Source organism: Clostridium sp. SGI.024 (assembly GCF_050315195.1).
Lineage (GTDB): Bacteria > Bacillota > Clostridia > Clostridiales > Clostridiaceae > Clostridium.
The window spans coordinates 1-16763 of sequence record NZ_JBNPON010000066.1; the positions used below are offsets into that span (position 1 = coordinate 1).

The following is a 16763-nucleotide window of genomic DNA, read 5'->3' on the forward strand; positions in this document are numbered from 1 at the left end:
CGGCATAGCCAGTGGTTTTCAATACAAGCAAAAAAATATGCTATCCTAAGATAGCACATTTAATTTATTTTAATTTTTGTAAATATTTTTCTAACCTATTTAATCCTTCTTCAATTGCCTCTTTAGATGTAGCATAAGAAACTCTTATATAATCATCTAAGCCAAATGCTATTCCAGGTATAACAGCAACTTTTTCTTCCTCTAATAAAGACCTTGAAAATTCTAAGGATGAATTGATTACATTATCTGATATAGATTTACCAAAATATTTTCCTACATTTATCATTATATAAAATGCTCCCTTAGGCATAATATAAGAAATACCATTTATTTTATTTAGCCTATCCACCATATAATTTCTTCTATCTTTAAATTCTTTTACCATATTATTCAAAGCATCTTGTGATCCTGTTAAAGCTTCAATTGCTGCATATTGAGAAATTGAGTTAATATTAGATGTTACATGACTTTGAATACTACTCATAAGATTAGCTATCTCTTCGCTACAAGCAGAGTATCCTACTCTCCACCCAGTCATGGCATAAGATTTCGACAATCCATTAATTACAATAGTTCTTTTATATGCATCTTTTGAAATAGATGCAATGCTAATATGCTTATTATCATCATAAATTAGTTTTTCATATATTTCATCTGATATTATTATTAAATCATTTTCCTTTGCAAACTCTGCAATTTCAACAAGTTCCTCCCTTGAGTATATACTTCCAGTTGGATTATTAGGACTATTTAAAAGTATTGCTTTAGTTTTGCTTGTTACTGCTTTTTTTAAATCCTCAATCTTATATTTATAATCATTTTCTTTTAGATTATTAATAAAAATAGGAACTCCATCAGCTAACTTTATTAATTCTGGATAGCTAACCCAATATGGAATAGGAAGTATTACTTCATCCCCTTTATTTAAAATAGCTAAAAAAGCATTTGCTAAACTTTGTTTTGCCCCAGTAGATACTACTATTTGATTTGGCTCATATATTAAATCATTATCATTTTTAAATTTTGTACAAATAGCCTTTCTAAGTTCTAAAACACCACTAGTTGGTGTATACTTTGTTTTACTATTCTTCATTGCAATTATTGCTGCATTTATAATATTATCAGGAGTATTAAAATCAGGTTCACCTGCACTAAAGCTTATTACATTTACTCCTAAATCCTTTAAACTCTTAGCCTTAGCTGTAATTTCTAATGTTATAGATGGATTAATTTCCTTTGCCTTCTTGGATAAATACATTGCCATTCCCCCATTTATTTACTTAAGTTAATTAATTTATTTAATAAATCTTTACTAATTCCATAGCTACCTATTAAATTTTCTTTTAATCCTTCTTTACCATGAAAATCACTACCTCCAGTAATTAACAACTTATATTTTTTTGCTAAATTATAAAAATTATTAGTTTGTTCTTTAGAATGACTAGGGTGATACACCTCTATTCCTTTTAAACCAAAAAACTTTAAATTTTTAATTATGTTTTCTACTGCCAATGATTTATATATTTGTCCAGGATGAGCCAATACAGGTATTCCTCCTGAATTATTTATTGCTTGTATAGCTTCTTTATAATTTAATTTATATCCTTTTACATAGGATTCTTTTCCTTTAACTAAATGATTAGTAAAAGCCACTTTATAACTATCGTAATATCCCTTTTTAACCATAGCTTTAGCAACATGACTTCTTCCTACTGTAGAATTTAAATCTACTTCCAAATCCTCAATATTTAAATTAATCTCTTCTTTTTTTAACTTAAAAAGTATTTCAGTAATTCTATCTATTCTTTCTTTATTTAATTTATTTACAGTATTTATTAATTCTATATTATTTATATCTATGAAATACCCTAATATATGTAATTCTATATCTTCAAATTCAGCACTTAATTCTATACCTGGTATTACTTTAATATCAGTATATATCTTTTTAGTAACATATTGAGATGAAATACAATCATGATCAGTTATAGAAATGCTTCTAACACCTAAATTTATAGCATTTTCAATTATCTTTTCTGGTGACATACTACCATCTGAATAGTTAGAATGAATATGTAAATCTGCATACTTCATATCAACACCTTATTTCTTACGTTTATATTAAGAATATATCACTATTAATATAAAATGACAATAAAAAAGTATCTCTATGTAATTTTACTATGCCTTTGAGAGAATCCAGGGAATAAGTAAAATTACATAGAGACACTTTAAGACAGAAGTAATTAATTTATAGAAATCTATTCATAGTGCAATCTTTTTATAACTGGTCTAAAGAATAAAAAAGACACTTTCGTGTCTTTCTTATTCTTTATTCTGATAATTCTTCGCTATAGAATTTTGATACTCTATCAAATTCATCTTCTTCTGGAATTATTAACTCTCCATCTTCTGTTGATCTAAATAAGTATACTGAATCCTCATTAGGATCTTGAGCTAAAATATATTCGTTTTCTTCGAATTCAAATGCATCTATTATTGGGCAAGAGATTACATTTCCATTATCATCTTCTAAATCTACTACAAAGTGTTCATGATGATCTTCGCCACATCCACATTCATCACTATGTCCATGATCATGTCCACATCCACATGTGTTTTCTTCTTCATTGCATCCACATTTCTTTTCATTATCCATTTTTATAATCCTCCTTTAATGAGATTAATGTTCTATTTAATTCTACCCTTAAATTATGAAAAATAAAAGTAAAACATTTAATTTTTTTATATTATTTTTTAAATATAGTTTAAGCCTCCCTCATTAATGACATTATCATTAATGGGGGAGGCTTATTTCTTATAAAAATGTTGTTATTATTCTATTTATATTTATACTCTTTTTCTTTTAATAGTACAAAGAATTAAACCACCAGAAGCTATAACTAAAACTGCATATAAAACTATATTAAATGAATCTCCTGTCTTTAGTGATGATTGAACGCTTGTTTCTTGCGCTTTATATGTTTCTTCTACACTTACTCCTTTAGTTCCTTCTGTAATTTCATTATCTTTATTTGACTCACCAGAATCTGGTGAAACCTTTTTCTCTTCAGCTCTTATAATATTAAATGTGTAAACTGTACTTTCTGAACCATCTATGCTTACATTCTCAACAGTAATTGTATTCTTTCCTACATTCAATTGGGTAGAACCACTCCATTTTTCTAGTGGAGTTTTATTTAAATATATAGTATTTCCTTTATCAGCAGGAATTAAAGTGAATTTAAATTCTGTTAAATCATTATCAACTTCTACTGTATATTCAGTTATATTCTTATGGAAAGTACTATTTATTTCATCTATATTACAAGTAAATTCTTCTAAATCAGCAGTTTTTTCATTAATCCTCCAAAGTTGAGCCCCATAAAATGGGTTAGCGGTTCCTAAATACAATCCATTACTTCCTACAAGTAAGGTTCTACAACCATAATTGTATTCATCATTAAATCCATTTATAGTAACTGTATCATATTGTCTGCCGTCTTCTGTACAGTATAGTTCAAATCCTGGAGTATCATTTGCAGCAATGACATCAGATACCTTTACATAACAATCTACGCCTTCTTGATCTACATTTCTGAATACATCTAGTACAGTTTTCAAAGAGTTTAATACACTAGTTAAAGCTTCAATACTTTCTTTATATATATCTTCATCCATTGAATCTTTTAAGTCGTTTAATCTATCTATAATTTCCTGTATTGAATCACTGATAGAAGCAATTGATCCATCATGTACCTTAATTGAATTAAGAATTTTAGAAACTGCTTCTGTAGTAGCTTCTCCATCTATTTTACTATGAATATATACTAAGGAATCAATTAAATCATTAATTTCATCATCAGTAAAAGAATTATTAGGAGCTTTTCTTTCAGATTCTTCTTGATTTTCTGCTAATATATTTGCTTCTGTAGAAAATGTAGTTTTCAAATCATCATTCATAAATAAGTTATATATTTCTGCTGCTAATCTTATCTTAGTAGATTCATCATCCTCCTCAGTACCATTATCTATGCTATATTTAGCTACATTATTATTTTCACTAGAAATAAGAGTAATAAACTTAATTGCATATTCTAATTGTTGTCTATATTCTTCATCCTTCATTTCAAACAAATCACCATTTGTAAGTTTTGTTAAATATTTATACATAGCATAAGCATCAAAGGTTCCTATATATAACTTACCATTATATACTGCTGCACGCCAGTTATACTGAGTAGTGCTATAATCATCATTATTAAATCCTGCTCCTATTAATGCTGAGTATTCAATATTAGAAGGACAGTTTTTCTCATCTCCAACTACCATCTGCATTTTTCCATCAGATGTAAGCCTAAATACAGATGTTTCATTATCCATATTTGCTTTCATCATTTTAAGACTATTAAAGAATACTTCCATATCGGGTTGTTCTGACATAAACATTGAAAGTAGTCCGTAGGCTCCATATATTATAGAATCCATTGCATTTGAGAAAGTTATAAAATATAAGTCGTTATTAAATACATAAGGGCTTGCTGCATAGTTAAGTGAATTTCCAAAGCCAGCACTATAAATAGAATTATCAGTTTCACCAACAATATCAGTCCAAACCCATCCATATTTATTAGCTATTTCACTTTCTGATTCAGAAGCTTTATGAGCTTCATATACTACAGCTCCATGTAGAGTCATTAGTGTTAGATATAGTGAACCATTGTATTCAACCATATCCCAAACATCTCCTCCTGTTGAGAAATAGCCTTCCTTCTCATACTGCTTAAAGTCATTATAGTCTGCTATAAGCTGATAACTATTTCCATCAGTAGTAGAATAAATATTTATTTTATAAGCTGTGGAGTCATCCATTACATTATCTAAATTCTTATCAGTTCCTCCGATATACATTGTCTCTTCATCACTACTTACAGTCATTGCACGCATATATCCTCCAGGTTGATTAAATACTACCTCAGGAGTTTCTTGGTTATTATTAGATACACGCCAAATCATACTATTACTTGTACCATTTGCGTTAAAATATAGACTATTTTTGAAAGGCATACATGCACGGAATCCACTTACATAGCTGTAGACTCCAGAAGTATAATCTGCTGAATCAAAATATGTTTCCATAGAATTTGTTTTTACATTATACCTAAAAATAGATGCTTGAGCAAAACTTACTGGAGATGTGTCAGTTTTAATTTCGCCATTTGTAATTGTATCTACCAATGACTTCATAATTTCACTATCTCCTGATCCAGACATAAAACTACTTAATGCAGCATATAAAATATTTCGATTACTGCCTATATAAATATAGTCTCCATATTCATCCTCCATTTCCTGCATAGACCAAGCATAAGAATTTTCTCTATCTCCTCCATTCTCTAATCCATCAGCATTCCCTGAAACAGTATATGGATTTGATACTTTTTCAATTAAATATTCCCCATCATTTCTGTAGATATTAATAGATAAGTTTTCAGCATTTACTTGTGAACTAGTACCAATAAGTGCTGAAGAACCTAAGAAAAATGCTGTTAATAGAGAAATAACCTTTTTGTTCATAAAAATCCCCCTTCTATTCACACTATATTTTCATATATTTTCTTAATTTTATAATATATTCCTTTTAATTTTACAATAATTATACTTATTATTCAATATTTTATCACAATTTTATAACATTTTTATCCTTTTTTGCATAAAAAAAGATATAGACTTTAGTATTAAAATACTAAAAGTCTATATCTCTATAATTTACTTAATTTGAACTATTGTTGTTCAGCTAATCTCTTATAGCCTGCTAATCTTTCCATAGCATCTTTTTCTGTCTTTTCAAATAAAGCTTCTGCTTGTTCTGGGAATGCTTTTGCAAGTGAAGCATATCTTACTTCTCCCATTAAGAATTCTCTGAAGCTTGCTTTTGGTTCCTTAGAATCTAATGAGAATGGATTCTTAGTTCCCTTTAAGCTTGGATTATATCTATATAATCCCCAATATCCGCATTCAACAGCTTTCTTAGCTTCATCTTGGCTATTCATCATACCAGTCTTAATACCATGGCTTATACATGGAGCATAAGCAATGATTAATGATGGTCCATTGTAAGCTTCTGCTTCAGCTATTGCTTTAAGAGTTTGGTTCTTATCAGCTCCCATAGAAATTTGTGCTACATAAACATAACCATATGTCATAGCCATCATTCCAAGGTCTTTCTTCTTAGTTCTCTTACCTGATGCAGCAAATTTAGCTATTGCAGCAGTTGGAGTTGATTTAGAAGATTGTCCTCCTGTATTTGAGTAAATTTCTGTATCAAATACAAGTACATTTACATCTTCTCCAGAAGCTAGAACGTGATCTAATCCACCGTATCCGATGTCATATGCCCATCCGTCTCCTCCGAATATCCATTGAGATCTCTTAATTAAGAATTCTTTATCCTTTAAGATTTCTCTTGCATAATCAGCATCTACATTTTCTAATACAGATATAACTCTGTTAGCTCTATCTCTAGTTCCTTCTCCACTGTTCATATTATCTAACCAGTCTTGAAGTACTGCCTTAACTTCTTCTGAAGCTTCTGTTTCTAAAGCCTTAGTCATGTTATCAGCTATTCTTTCTCTTATAGCCTTAACTCCTAAGAACATACCTAATCCAAATTCAGCATTATCTTCAAATAATGAATTTGCCCAAGCTGGACCATGTCCTTCATGGTTTACTGTATATGGAGTAGCTGGTACTGAACCTCCCCAAATTGAAGAACATCCTGTAGCATTAGCTATCATCATTCTATCTCCAAATAATTGAGTTACAAGCTTAGCGTATGGAGTTTCTCCACAACCTGCACAAGCTCCTGAGAATTCGAATAATGGTTGTTCAAATTGGCTACCCTTAACTGTATTCTTATTCATTGGGTTCTTCTTAGGTGTAACATCTTTAACTGCATAATCCCAAGCTTCAATTTGTTCTTCTTGAGTTTCCATTGGTTTCATTATTAAAGCCTTACCTGGTGCTGGACATACTTGAGCACAGTTTCCACAGCCTGTACAATCTAATGGAGTAACTCCAATTGTATAGAATGTTGGTTCTTCTGTTTTTAATGCCTTTGCAGGTACTACCTTCATTGATTCTGGTGCATTTGTGTTTTCTTCTTCATTTAATAAGAATGGTCTTATAGCTGCGTGTGGACAAACATATGCACATTGGTTACATTGAATACATTTATCTTGTTGCCATTCTGGAACATTAATTGCGATACCTCTCTTTTCATAAGCAGCAGTACCTGGTACAAATGTACCATCTTCCATACCTTCAAATGCTGATACAGGAAGATCAAATCCTTTTTGAGCGTTAATAGGTTCAACTATATTTTTGATGAATGCTGGAATGTTAGCATCTGTTGCTTTTTCTTCTTCCTTAGCATCTTTCCAATCAGCTGGAACTTCTATTTTAACTATAGATTCAACACCCTTATCTATAGCAGCAAAGTTCATGTTAACAACTTTTTCACCTTTTTTGCCATATGATGATACAACAGCATCTTTTAAGTACTTAACAGCATCTTCAACTGGTATAATGTTAGCAATCTTAAAGAATGCAGCTTGCATTATCATATTGATTCTTCCGCCAAGTCCAATTTCTTGTGCTATCTTAACAGCGTTTAATGTATAGAATTCAACATTGTTTTCTGCAATATATTTCTTCATAGAAGCTGGTAATTTTTCATTAACTTCTTCTGGAGTCCAGATTGTATTTAATAAGAACTTACCACTATTCTTTAATCCTTCTAATACATCATATTTATACACATATGCTTGGTTATGACATGCAATGAAGTCAGCCTTATCAACTAAATATGGTGACTTAATTGGTTTCTTACCAAATCTTAAGTGTGATACAGTTATACCACCAGATTTCTTTGAGTCATATGCAAAATATCCTTGAGCATACATATCTGTGTGGTCTCCAATGATTTTAATAGCACTCTTGTTAGCACCAACAGTACCATCTGATCCTAGTCCCCAGAACTTACATGCCTTTGTTCCTTCTGTAGATGCATCAATATCTTCTTCTTTTACTAATGAAGTATTAGTAACATCATCAACTATAGAAATTGTAAATCCATCTTTTGGAGTTTCCTTTGAAAGGTTAGCAAATACTGATCCTATATCTGATGGGTTTGGATCCTTAGAACCTAATCCATATCTTCCTCCAACTATAACTGGAGCATTTTCTTTTCCATAGAATGCACTCTTCACATCTAGGTATAATGGTTCTCCTATTGAACCTGGTTCTTTTGTTCTATCTAAAACAGCTATAGATTTTACTGTAGCTGGTATAACCTTTAATAATCTTTCAGCAGAGAATGGTCTAAATAATCTTACTTTAACTAAACCAACTTTTTCTCCTCTTCCATTTAAGTAATCAACAGTTTCTTCGATAACATCGATTGATGATCCCATAGAAACTATTATTCTATCAGCATCTGGTGCTCCATAGTAGTCGAAGCAGTGATATTCTCTTCCTGTTAACTTAGTTATTTCAGCCATGTAGCTTTCTACTACTTCTGGAATATCTTCATAGAATCTATTTACAGATTCTCTTGTTTGGAAGTAAATGTCAGGATTTTGAGCTGTACCTCTAGTAACTGGGTTATTAGGGTTTAATGCTCTTCTTCTAAATCCTTCTAAAGCATCGTAGTCAACTAAGTGAGCTAATTCATCATATTCTAAAACTTCTATCTTTTGAATTTCATGTGATGTTCTAAATCCATCAAAGAAATTCATAAAAGGAATTCTAGTTTTTATTGAAGTTAAGTGTGCTACAGGAGCTAAATCCATAACTTCTTGTACTGATCCTTCTGCAAGCATTGCAAAACCTGTTTGTCTTGCAGCCATAACGTCTTGGTGATCCCCAAATATACTTAATGAAGATGTTGCTAAAGCTCTTGCTGATACATGGAATACTGTTGGAAGCATTTCACCTGCAATCTTGTACATATTTGGTATCATTAATAATAAACCTTGAGATGCTGTGTATGTTGTAGTTAACGCACCAGCTTGTAAAGATCCATGAACTGCACCAGCTGCACCAGCCTCTGATTGCATTTCCATTACCTTAACAGGTTGACCAAATATGTTCTTTCTTCCTTGTGCTGCCCACTCATCAACGTGTTCAGCCATTGGTGAAGATGGTGTAATTGGGAATATAGCAGCTACTTCTGTAAAAGCATAAGATATATGAGCAGCAGCTGTATTACCATCCATAGTTTTCATTTTTCTCATTATGTTTGACCTCTCTTCCTTATATATAAATATAATAATACTTAAATACAGATATTAAAAACTGTATTCAAAATTTAAGAATGAATTATTTAGTAATAAATTTTTATATTCTTCAACCGAAGTCTTAAGCACTTAACCCCTATATAAGCACTTCTCAAAAGTCATAATACCCTTAAAGAATTTATTTTGTTAATTCCTCCCCAAGTCTTCGAGCTTCTTCAAGTTCTTCTTCACTTGGCGATTCTTTAACGGCGATGCTTCCTACAACATTAAAGTTGTAATCATTCATTCGTTGAATCCAATCATCCATGAATTTTCCATCATCCCAACCATATGATCCAAATAATACAATCTTTTTTTGATTATTAGGTAGTAATTTGAATTGATTTATGAATGGTTCCATCTCATGTTGTTCGATCCTATTGTTATCCATTGAAGGACTACCAAAAGCAACTGCATCAGCATCTGTCACATCTTCAATTGTAGCATCACAAACATGTTTTATGATTACTTCTGAATTATGTTTTTCAGCACCTTCAGCAATTGAATTTGCAAGGACTTCTACATTCCCTCCATTACTCCAATAGATAATAGAAATTTTCTTCATTAATACATCACCTCATCCTCTGACTTAAAAGTCACTTATTGGATATATATTACCTATTTTTACACTTACTATTTTATTATATAACACTATTTTTTTTTTGCAAGTTTTTGTGTCCCATATTGGCACAATATTGTCCTTTATAACAAATATTTTTCTATTTATTTGTTTTTATGCTACTAATTATAACTTCTATTATTGAATTAACACCATTTCTCATACTACTTTTTTGCATATTACTAATTAAAATATTTTTATTATTTCTAAGCTCTTTAAGTTTAATAATTATTTTTTTATCATTTTCAATCATTTCATCTTCATCTAGTACAATAGAATAGCCTTCTTTTTCAAATGACTTAGAATTTAAAATTTGATCACCTCTACTTATTTTCTTAGATAAAGGTATTAATAGAGTTGGTTTATTCAATGCTAATAATTCAAAAATAACATTTGCCCCTGCCCTAGAAACAACATAATCAGCTGCCTTTAGTAAATGTGGTAATTCATCTTTAACATATTCAAATTGAATATATCCTTTTTTTCCTTGTAAATTTTTATCTAAATTATTTTTTCCACATATATGAATTATATTATAAATATTCAATAACTCTTCTAAGTTATTTCTAATAGCTTCATTTATACTTTTTGCACCTAAGCTCCCACCGATTACAAGTAAAATTTCTTTATTTTCTTTAAAATCACATATTTTTCTTCCTTGCTCTTTACTTCCCTTTAATATTTCTTTTCTAATAGGAGTTCCAGTTAATACTCCCTTGTTATCTTTTATATAATTTAAGCTTTCTTTAAAAGTAACACAGAGCTTATTACAAAATGGAGCTGATAATTTATTGGCAAGACCAGGAGTTAAATCTGATTCGTGAGAAACTACTGGTATCTTTTTCATAGATGCTGCAATAACTACTGGTACTGCAACAAATCCACCTTTAGAAAAGATTACATCTGGCTTTTCTTTTTTTAATATTTTTTTAGCTTCTAATATGCCTTTCATAACTTTAAAAGGATCAGAAAAATTCTTAAAATCAAAATATCTTCTTAACTTTCCAGATGATATTTCGTAATAAGGTATATTTGCATCTCCTATAATTTCTTTTTCTATACCATCTTTACTACCTATATATTTTATTTCAAAACCTTTTTTCTTTAACTCTGGGACTAAAGCTAAATTTGGAGTAACATGCCCTGCTGTTCCCCCTCCAGTCATTATTATTTTATATTTACTCATAGAAACACTCCTTTAAAAATATAGATACTATTTCAATATATCATATAATCATTTTTTATTTATTGTTATCTTTAAATTTTAATAAAAATTACTAATATTATCTCATTGCCACTATTATGTCCAATTTCCTTTACTTACATATAATATTTATTTTAAATTTACACAAGCTATAATTACAAAGATGAAAAGGAGGTGTAAATACTATGGCAAATAAGTTAGTACCAGAAGCTAAAAATGGATTAGCTAAATTCAAAAATGAAGTAGCTAATGAAATGGGAGTTCCTTTTAGTGACTATAATGGCGACCTTTCTTCAAAACAATGCGGAAGCGTTGGTGGAGAAATGGTTAAAAGAATGGTTGAACAATATGAAAATACTATAAAATAGTCTTTAATTGTAGACCATTAAATTTATAAATAGAGTTGCCTTAAAGTTTATAATTTTAAGACAACTCTATTCTTTATACTTTAAAATTTATAAACTATTTTTTATTTAATCCTAATATTTTTAATATTTAGTTGAATATTTCTACTTCCATTAAACTCATTTATATTCGGATAATAAATTACATCAGCTTTTAAATTTAAATAGCTAGTATTGCATGCTTCAACAAATTTTTCATTCCCATATTTACTTATTAAATCCTCTTTAAAGCTTTCAAATTTATCAAAACTTATTCCATCTATATATATATACTTTCCATTTAGTTCAAACCTAAATCTAAGCTTTAAAAAGTTTTTTTCTTTTCCTAATAGCCACATTCTTTCCATAAATAAGTCCTTAACTGCAAATAATGGACTTGGATTCCCTTTTCCATATGGTCTTAATGCTTCAATTGTATTAATTAATTCTTCATTTAAATAATTTAAACTTAATGGTAAATCTATTTTTACAATTGGAACTAAATCTTCATCGGTTAATATACAATTTTCATTTAACTTTCTTCTTAGCTCTTTAATATTCTCTTCTTTTATTGATAAGCCCGCAGCCATAGGATGACCACCAAATTTTTCTATCAAATTCGAACACTTGCTAAGCTCTTGAGTTATATTATATCCCTCTATTGATCTTGCTGATCCCTTTGGCATTTCTTTACCCTTAGTTAAAACTATACAGGGCATATTATACTTTTCCTTAACTCTCCCTGCTACTATTCCCGCAATACTTTCATGAACATTCTCATCATATACTACTATGACTTTATCAGATTTATTTTTTTCTGCTTCTATCCTATTAATTATTCTTTCAGTACTTTCTTTTGTTAAGTCTTGTCTTACTGTATTTAACTCACTTAACTGATTTGCTAAAACTTTAGCTCTTTCTCTATCCTTTGTTATTAATAATTCTACAGACAAATCTGCTGTTTCTAGCCTTCCAGTTGCATTAATGCATGGTCCAATAACAAAGCCTAAATGATACTCTTCTATCTTTTTATCATTTAATAATGTAGCCTTCTTTAACTCTTGAATGCCATAGTTTTCACTTTTATTTAATAGTTCTAAGCCTTTTTTTACTATAATTCTATTCTCATCAACTAAGTCAACTACATCACATACTGTGGCAATTGCCGCAAATTGAAATAAATCTAAAAATTCCTCATTTTTTATATTAAACTCATTAAATAAACATTTAGAAAATTTTAATGCTATTCCTGCTCCACATAACATTTTAAAAGGATAATTACAGTCCTTTTGCTTAGGATTTATTACTGCATCAGCCTTAGGTGCTTGTTCTTTTAAAATACCATCTTCATTTTCTCTAAGTGGAATATCGTGGTGATCAGTAATTACAACTTCCATACCAAGACTTTTCGCAAGTTCTACTTGTTCAAAAGCAGAGATGCCATTATCACAAGTTAATACAACTTCATAGCCTTCTTCACTTAATTTTTTTATTCTTCCACTATGCATTCCATAGCCTTCTTCTTCTCTATTAGGTATATAGTAACCATAATTAGCACCAACAGCTTTTAGAGCTTTATATAGAATAGTTGTGCTGTTTACTCCATATAGCGATAGGTAAGTATTTGATGCTATCTCCAACTTTTCCCCCGCTTCACACCGTGCATGCGAATTTCTCCGCACACGGCGTTCCATCAAAATTGTTTAGAATATTTATTTAGAAAATATAGCTTTCCCAAGTGATTTCAGTGTTTTCACACTGTTTTCTTAGTTTATTAACTTTTTCTTTCATCTTTTTATCAAGATGAAGATTTGTTAAAAGTTCAAGAATTGTTTGGTTTTCTTTTGCATGTATCAATTTATGAACTTGTTCAGTTATTAGTGTTAGATTTTTATATTCATCAGTACCGCCCATTGAGAGTGGTAACTTATGATGACAATGCATATTCTCTATTGTTAGTTCTTCACCAGTTACTGAACATTTTCCTTTTTGCCCTACATAAAGAGAGATTCTATTATCGTTATATTCAATACTTCTATCCATTACTGGGTAATTCAGCATATACTGAATCATACTTGTATCTATTGATAGCTTTTTATGAATTAACTCTCTTCCTTCTGGAGTGTACTTGTTCACCTTCTTCCGTTTATACATAGGATTTTTGTGCTTACAGTATCCTATTGGTACTAAAGCCATTCCATTTATAAACCTAAGTTGAGAACTTGTTCCATACTCTTGTTTAATGTAGGCTGATATATGCTGACCTGTTTTCTTGATTCTTCTTTCTAATTTGCGGGATTTACATTTATGCTGGATTTCATATGCAATCTTTCCTAAGTCTTCAGTTATCATTGTTGCCATGCTAAAATATTGGTGAATTCCAATAACTTTCGCATTATATGCATTAATTGCTCTTCCTGTATTAGCAGAGCCTTCTGTGTGTTTTATCACATCAAGTGCTTCTTTAAGGTCTTTTCTAGTTCTATCATAGGCTTTATCGCACATATGCGAGATAACTGCCCACTTATTACCTTTTTGGTATAACTTAAACTTTATACCTAAAAACTCAGAGTATTCTTTTCTTAAATTGGTGATTTTTGATTTTTCTTCGCTAATTTCTAAATTAAGTCGTTTGTTTAGAAAATCTTTCACGCCATAAAATACTCTTTTAGCACTATCGTAATCATCACAGAATATCTTAAAATCATCTGCATATCTTACTATGAAACACTTCTTAAGATTACTCTTTTCCAATTTTCTGTATTTTACTGCTCTATTGGTTCCCTTCCCGTCTGGTCTTTCTTTTTCCACAAAATCATGTGCTGGGAACAGTTCCCATTGATTTGCTACCCACCAATCTAGCTCATTAAGAACTATATTGGATAGAAGTGGTGATAAAATACCTCCTTGCGGAGTTCCTTTATCATTTCCTTCGACGGTTCCATTTGGCATTTGAACTTCTGCTTTAAGCATTTTTGAGATAATTGATAATACTCTTTTATCCCTAATTCCCATGGTCCACATTTGCTTTAAAAGTTTTCCATGGTCTACATTGTCAAAGAATCCTTTAATGTCTATATCCACTACATAATGTAGTTTATACATTTGCATCATTTTATAACATTGAGCCATTGCATTTTCTACTGACCTGTTAGGTCTGAAACCATTACTTCTTTCAAAGAATTTAGCTTCGCAGATTGGCTCTAGCACTTGCAGAAAACATTGTTGAACTATTCTGTCCCAGATAGTTGGAATACCAAGTGGTCTTGTTTTACCATTTGCTTTTGGAATCTCAACTCTTTTAACTCGCTTTGGATTATAATTTCGAAGCTTGTTTTGAACAATTTTTACAAATTGTTCTTCGTCAATTTTGTTAATATCCTTTATGGTTAAACCGTCCACCCCTGGAGTTTTTCCACCATCATTTTTTCTCATATTTCTATAAGCAAGTTTAATATTATCTTCGGATTCAATGATTTTCATCAATGCATAAAACTTTTGGTTATTGATGCTATCTGCATAAAGTTTGTCAAACACCTCAACCATATCGTAGTATTCCGCATTTCGAATTTTTCCTACTTTTAAACTTTTCTTGGTGATAGTCATCACTCCCGTATATTTATTCTTGGGAATGATTCTATTATTCTCATTAGAACCTATTACTTTAGCTATATTACTTGTTAAATTTCTAAAATCTTGACTAATGCCCATCCCTCCACAGTTTATTATCACTGTTTCTTAGGTACTATGGCATCACTTTCATTTGATTAAACAGATTTAATAAAGACATTTGTCTTATTTATATTCTGACCGCTTCACAGACTAGCTATAATCTCCACGTATCAAACTTCCCACGTTCCGTTCTGATTATCCACTCTATATATCTTTAGGTGCTCTCTATGGTCCTGAACACTGGACGGTGCCTGTAACACCGTAAGGTATTTCATAACTGCCGATTTTTACTTTACCTCATGTTCACTCCTTTTGGAGTCCCTTATGTTTCCATAAGGTCTACGTCTAGTCCCGTACATTCGAGAGTTCGTCAGTAGGTAGTCAGCCTTCATTCTCACCATGGATATTTTATAGGACATCCGACATATCGTTAACCTTATTTTGTACTAATATCTTTCTTACAGGTGGGCTCTAGCCTCTTTTGTACCAATAATACTTAATATATTCCTTAACTTAGGTTAACTTCTGCCGACTTCACCGAGCTTCTTACAAATATTATTTAGCTTTATTATATTTGCAAGTCGGAGTATTAATGAGAGTGTTTCAAGTCGTTACTCTATCATTCCACTCTTCATCAGAACAGTTCTCCTAAACAAGAACATTTACGTTCTATATTTAGTGCCTAACCTTTTTAGTTAGAAACGTGTCGCACCACAATCATAATCTCCATATATAATTATTTTTTTATTCTTTAAAATTGCTTCTTTTACAATAGATACTCCTTTTTTCATATCTTTCATAAGATATCCATCATAAAGATCCTCTACAGTTCCTTTTAAAAATCTTTTTGCTAAATCTATGTCATCTATCCCCCTATTAGCTAATAATCTTAAAACTAATGGGTTTGCATCTAAAAATTCAGAGAGCTTTAAAAAGCTCTCCTTTTTATTTACTAATATCCAATTTTCTTTCATACTTCACCTATTATTTAAATAACATTGCTTTCTTAATTTTTTCAGCTTTTTCTTCTGAAATTTTAGAAAGTATTTCAAATGCAAAAGGTATTGCAGCAGCTGGGCCTCTTCCTGTAATTATATTTCCATCTACAACCACCATATCATTTTTATAGTTACAGTTACCTAATTCTTCTTCAAATCCAGGATAGCAAGTTACATTTTTACCTTCTGTTATACCTGCTTTTCCTAAAACAATCGGTCCTGCACAAATAGCACAAACCCATTTATTTTTTTCATTAAACTTCTTAACCAGTTCAATTACCCTTTCATCATCTCTTAAATTAATAGAGCCTGGCATTCCTCCTGGTAAAACTAAAAAGTCATAAGAATTAATTTCTTCATCCATAATACTTTTATCTGCTTTAAGCTTGATATTATGAGATGTAGTAACTTCATTTCCTTCTAAGGAAAAAGTATTACATTCCACTTCTCCTCTTCTTAAAATATCAACTACAGTTAAAGCTTCTAAAGTTTCAAAACCATTTGCTAATAATACAGCAACTTTCATTTAAATTACCTCCCAAAAAATTT

12 protein-coding genes are annotated in these 16763 nt (G+C 30.5%); 1 reads left to right on the forward strand and 11 read right to left on the reverse strand.

The features are described 5' to 3' along the window. Window positions 1–64: 64 nt before the first annotated feature. The 7 genes from ACQRD5_RS14310 to ACQRD5_RS14340 form a co-directional block, all read right to left on the reverse strand. The gene (locus ACQRD5_RS14310) at window positions 65–1258 is read right to left on the reverse strand and encodes a pyridoxal phosphate-dependent aminotransferase (protein WP_294188484.1); all 1194 of its coding nucleotides are present in this window, start codon (window positions 1256–1258) and stop codon (window positions 65–67) included. Between the two features lie 14 nt (window positions 1259–1272). Next, the gene (locus ACQRD5_RS14315) at window positions 1273–2094 is read right to left on the reverse strand and encodes a PHP domain-containing protein (protein ID WP_320902101.1); all 822 of its coding nucleotides are present in this window, start codon (window positions 2092–2094) and stop codon (window positions 1273–1275) included. A 238-nt stretch (window positions 2095–2332) separates the two neighbouring features. Continuing rightward, window positions 2333–2659, reverse strand: coding sequence for a DUF1292 domain-containing protein (locus ACQRD5_RS14320; protein WP_291627188.1), 327 nt, complete (start codon window positions 2657–2659; stop codon window positions 2333–2335). Window positions 2660–2850: 191 nt separating this feature from the next. Continuing rightward, window positions 2851–5577 carry a cadherin-like beta sandwich domain-containing protein gene (locus ACQRD5_RS14325; protein ID WP_320900640.1) on the reverse strand — a complete coding sequence of 909 codons (2727 nt, stop codon included), beginning with the start codon at window positions 5575–5577 and terminating at the stop codon, window positions 2851–2853. A 206-nt stretch (window positions 5578–5783) separates the two neighbouring features. Beyond that, window positions 5784–9296 (reverse strand): pyruvate:ferredoxin (flavodoxin) oxidoreductase, encoded by a 3513-nt coding sequence (nifJ, locus tag ACQRD5_RS14330; RefSeq protein WP_320900638.1) that lies wholly within the window; start codon window positions 9294–9296, stop codon window positions 5784–5786. Window positions 9297–9477: 181 nt separating this feature from the next. After that, a complete protein-coding gene (locus ACQRD5_RS14335; RefSeq protein WP_291627195.1) occupies window positions 9478–9903 on the reverse strand; it encodes a flavodoxin in 426 nt (141 codons plus the stop codon). Between the two features lie 154 nt (window positions 9904–10057). Further along, the gene (locus ACQRD5_RS14340) at window positions 10058–11143 is read right to left on the reverse strand and encodes an undecaprenyldiphospho-muramoylpentapeptide beta-N-acetylglucosaminyltransferase (protein ID WP_427746979.1); all 1086 of its coding nucleotides are present in this window, start codon (window positions 11141–11143) and stop codon (window positions 10058–10060) included. A gap of 203 nt (window positions 11144–11346) precedes the next feature. Between ACQRD5_RS14340 and ACQRD5_RS14345 the strand changes: the two genes are divergently transcribed. After that, a complete protein-coding gene (locus tag ACQRD5_RS14345) occupies window positions 11347–11529 on the forward strand; it encodes an alpha/beta-type small acid-soluble spore protein (protein ID WP_291627198.1) in 183 nt (60 codons plus the stop codon). 101 nt (window positions 11530–11630) lie between these two features. Here ACQRD5_RS14345 and recJ read toward each other — a convergent pair whose 3' ends face one another. From recJ to ACQRD5_RS14365, 4 genes are all read right to left on the reverse strand, one after another. Next, on the reverse strand, window positions 11631–13184 hold the full coding sequence (recJ, locus tag ACQRD5_RS14350) for a single-stranded-DNA-specific exonuclease RecJ (protein ID WP_291627200.1): 1554 nt from the start codon (window positions 13182–13184) through the stop codon (window positions 11631–11633). Between the two features lie 76 nt (window positions 13185–13260). Next, window positions 13261–15090 carry a group II intron reverse transcriptase/maturase gene (ltrA, locus tag ACQRD5_RS14355; RefSeq protein WP_427746980.1) on the reverse strand — a complete coding sequence of 610 codons (1830 nt, stop codon included), beginning with the start codon at window positions 15088–15090 and terminating at the stop codon, window positions 13261–13263. Between the two features lie 821 nt (window positions 15091–15911). Beyond that, window positions 15912–16190 carry a hypothetical protein gene (locus tag ACQRD5_RS14360; protein WP_291627205.1) on the reverse strand — a complete coding sequence of 93 codons (279 nt, stop codon included), beginning with the start codon at window positions 16188–16190 and terminating at the stop codon, window positions 15912–15914. Window positions 16191–16200: 10 nt separating this feature from the next. Next, window positions 16201–16740, reverse strand: coding sequence for a DJ-1 family glyoxalase III (locus tag ACQRD5_RS14365; protein WP_291627206.1), 540 nt, complete (start codon window positions 16738–16740; stop codon window positions 16201–16203). Window positions 16741–16763: the final 23 nt, after the last annotated feature.

What these genes read in the sequence shown, in the direction of transcription:
- ACQRD5_RS14320 (WP_291627188.1), bottom strand. Translation starts at nt 2,659, where the DNA reads ATGGATAATGAAAAGAAATGTGGATGCAATGAAGAAGAAAACACATGT.
- ACQRD5_RS14315 (WP_320902101.1), bottom strand. Translation starts at nt 2,094, where the DNA reads ATGAAGTATGCAGATTTACATATTCATTCTAACTATTCAGATGGTAGT.
- nifJ (WP_320900638.1), bottom strand. Translation starts at nt 9,296, where the DNA reads ATGAGAAAAATGAAAACTATGGATGGTAATACAGCTGCTGCTCATATA.
- ACQRD5_RS14335 (WP_291627195.1), bottom strand. Translation starts at nt 9,903, where the DNA reads ATGAAGAAAATTTCTATTATCTATTGGAGTAATGGAGGGAATGTAGAA.
- ACQRD5_RS14310 (WP_294188484.1), bottom strand. Translation starts at nt 1,258, where the DNA reads ATGTATTTATCCAAGAAGGCAAAGGAAATTAATCCATCTATAACATTA.
- ACQRD5_RS14325 (WP_320900640.1), bottom strand. Translation starts at nt 5,577, where the DNA reads ATGAACAAAAAGGTTATTTCTCTATTAACAGCATTTTTCTTAGGTTCT.
- ACQRD5_RS14365 (WP_291627206.1), bottom strand. Translation starts at nt 16,740, where the DNA reads ATGAAAGTTGCTGTATTATTAGCAAATGGTTTTGAAACTTTAGAAGCT.
- ACQRD5_RS14360 (WP_291627205.1), bottom strand. Translation starts at nt 16,190, where the DNA reads ATGAAAGAAAATTGGATATTAGTAAATAAAAAGGAGAGCTTTTTAAAG.
- ACQRD5_RS14340 (WP_427746979.1), bottom strand. Translation starts at nt 11,143, where the DNA reads ATGAGTAAATATAAAATAATAATGACTGGAGGGGGAACAGCAGGGCAT.
- ACQRD5_RS14345 (WP_291627198.1), top strand. Translation starts at nt 11,347, where the DNA reads ATGGCAAATAAGTTAGTACCAGAAGCTAAAAATGGATTAGCTAAATTC.
- ltrA (WP_427746980.1), bottom strand. Translation starts at nt 15,090, where the DNA reads ATGGTTGAGGTGTTTGACAAACTTTATGCAGATAGCATCAATAACCAA.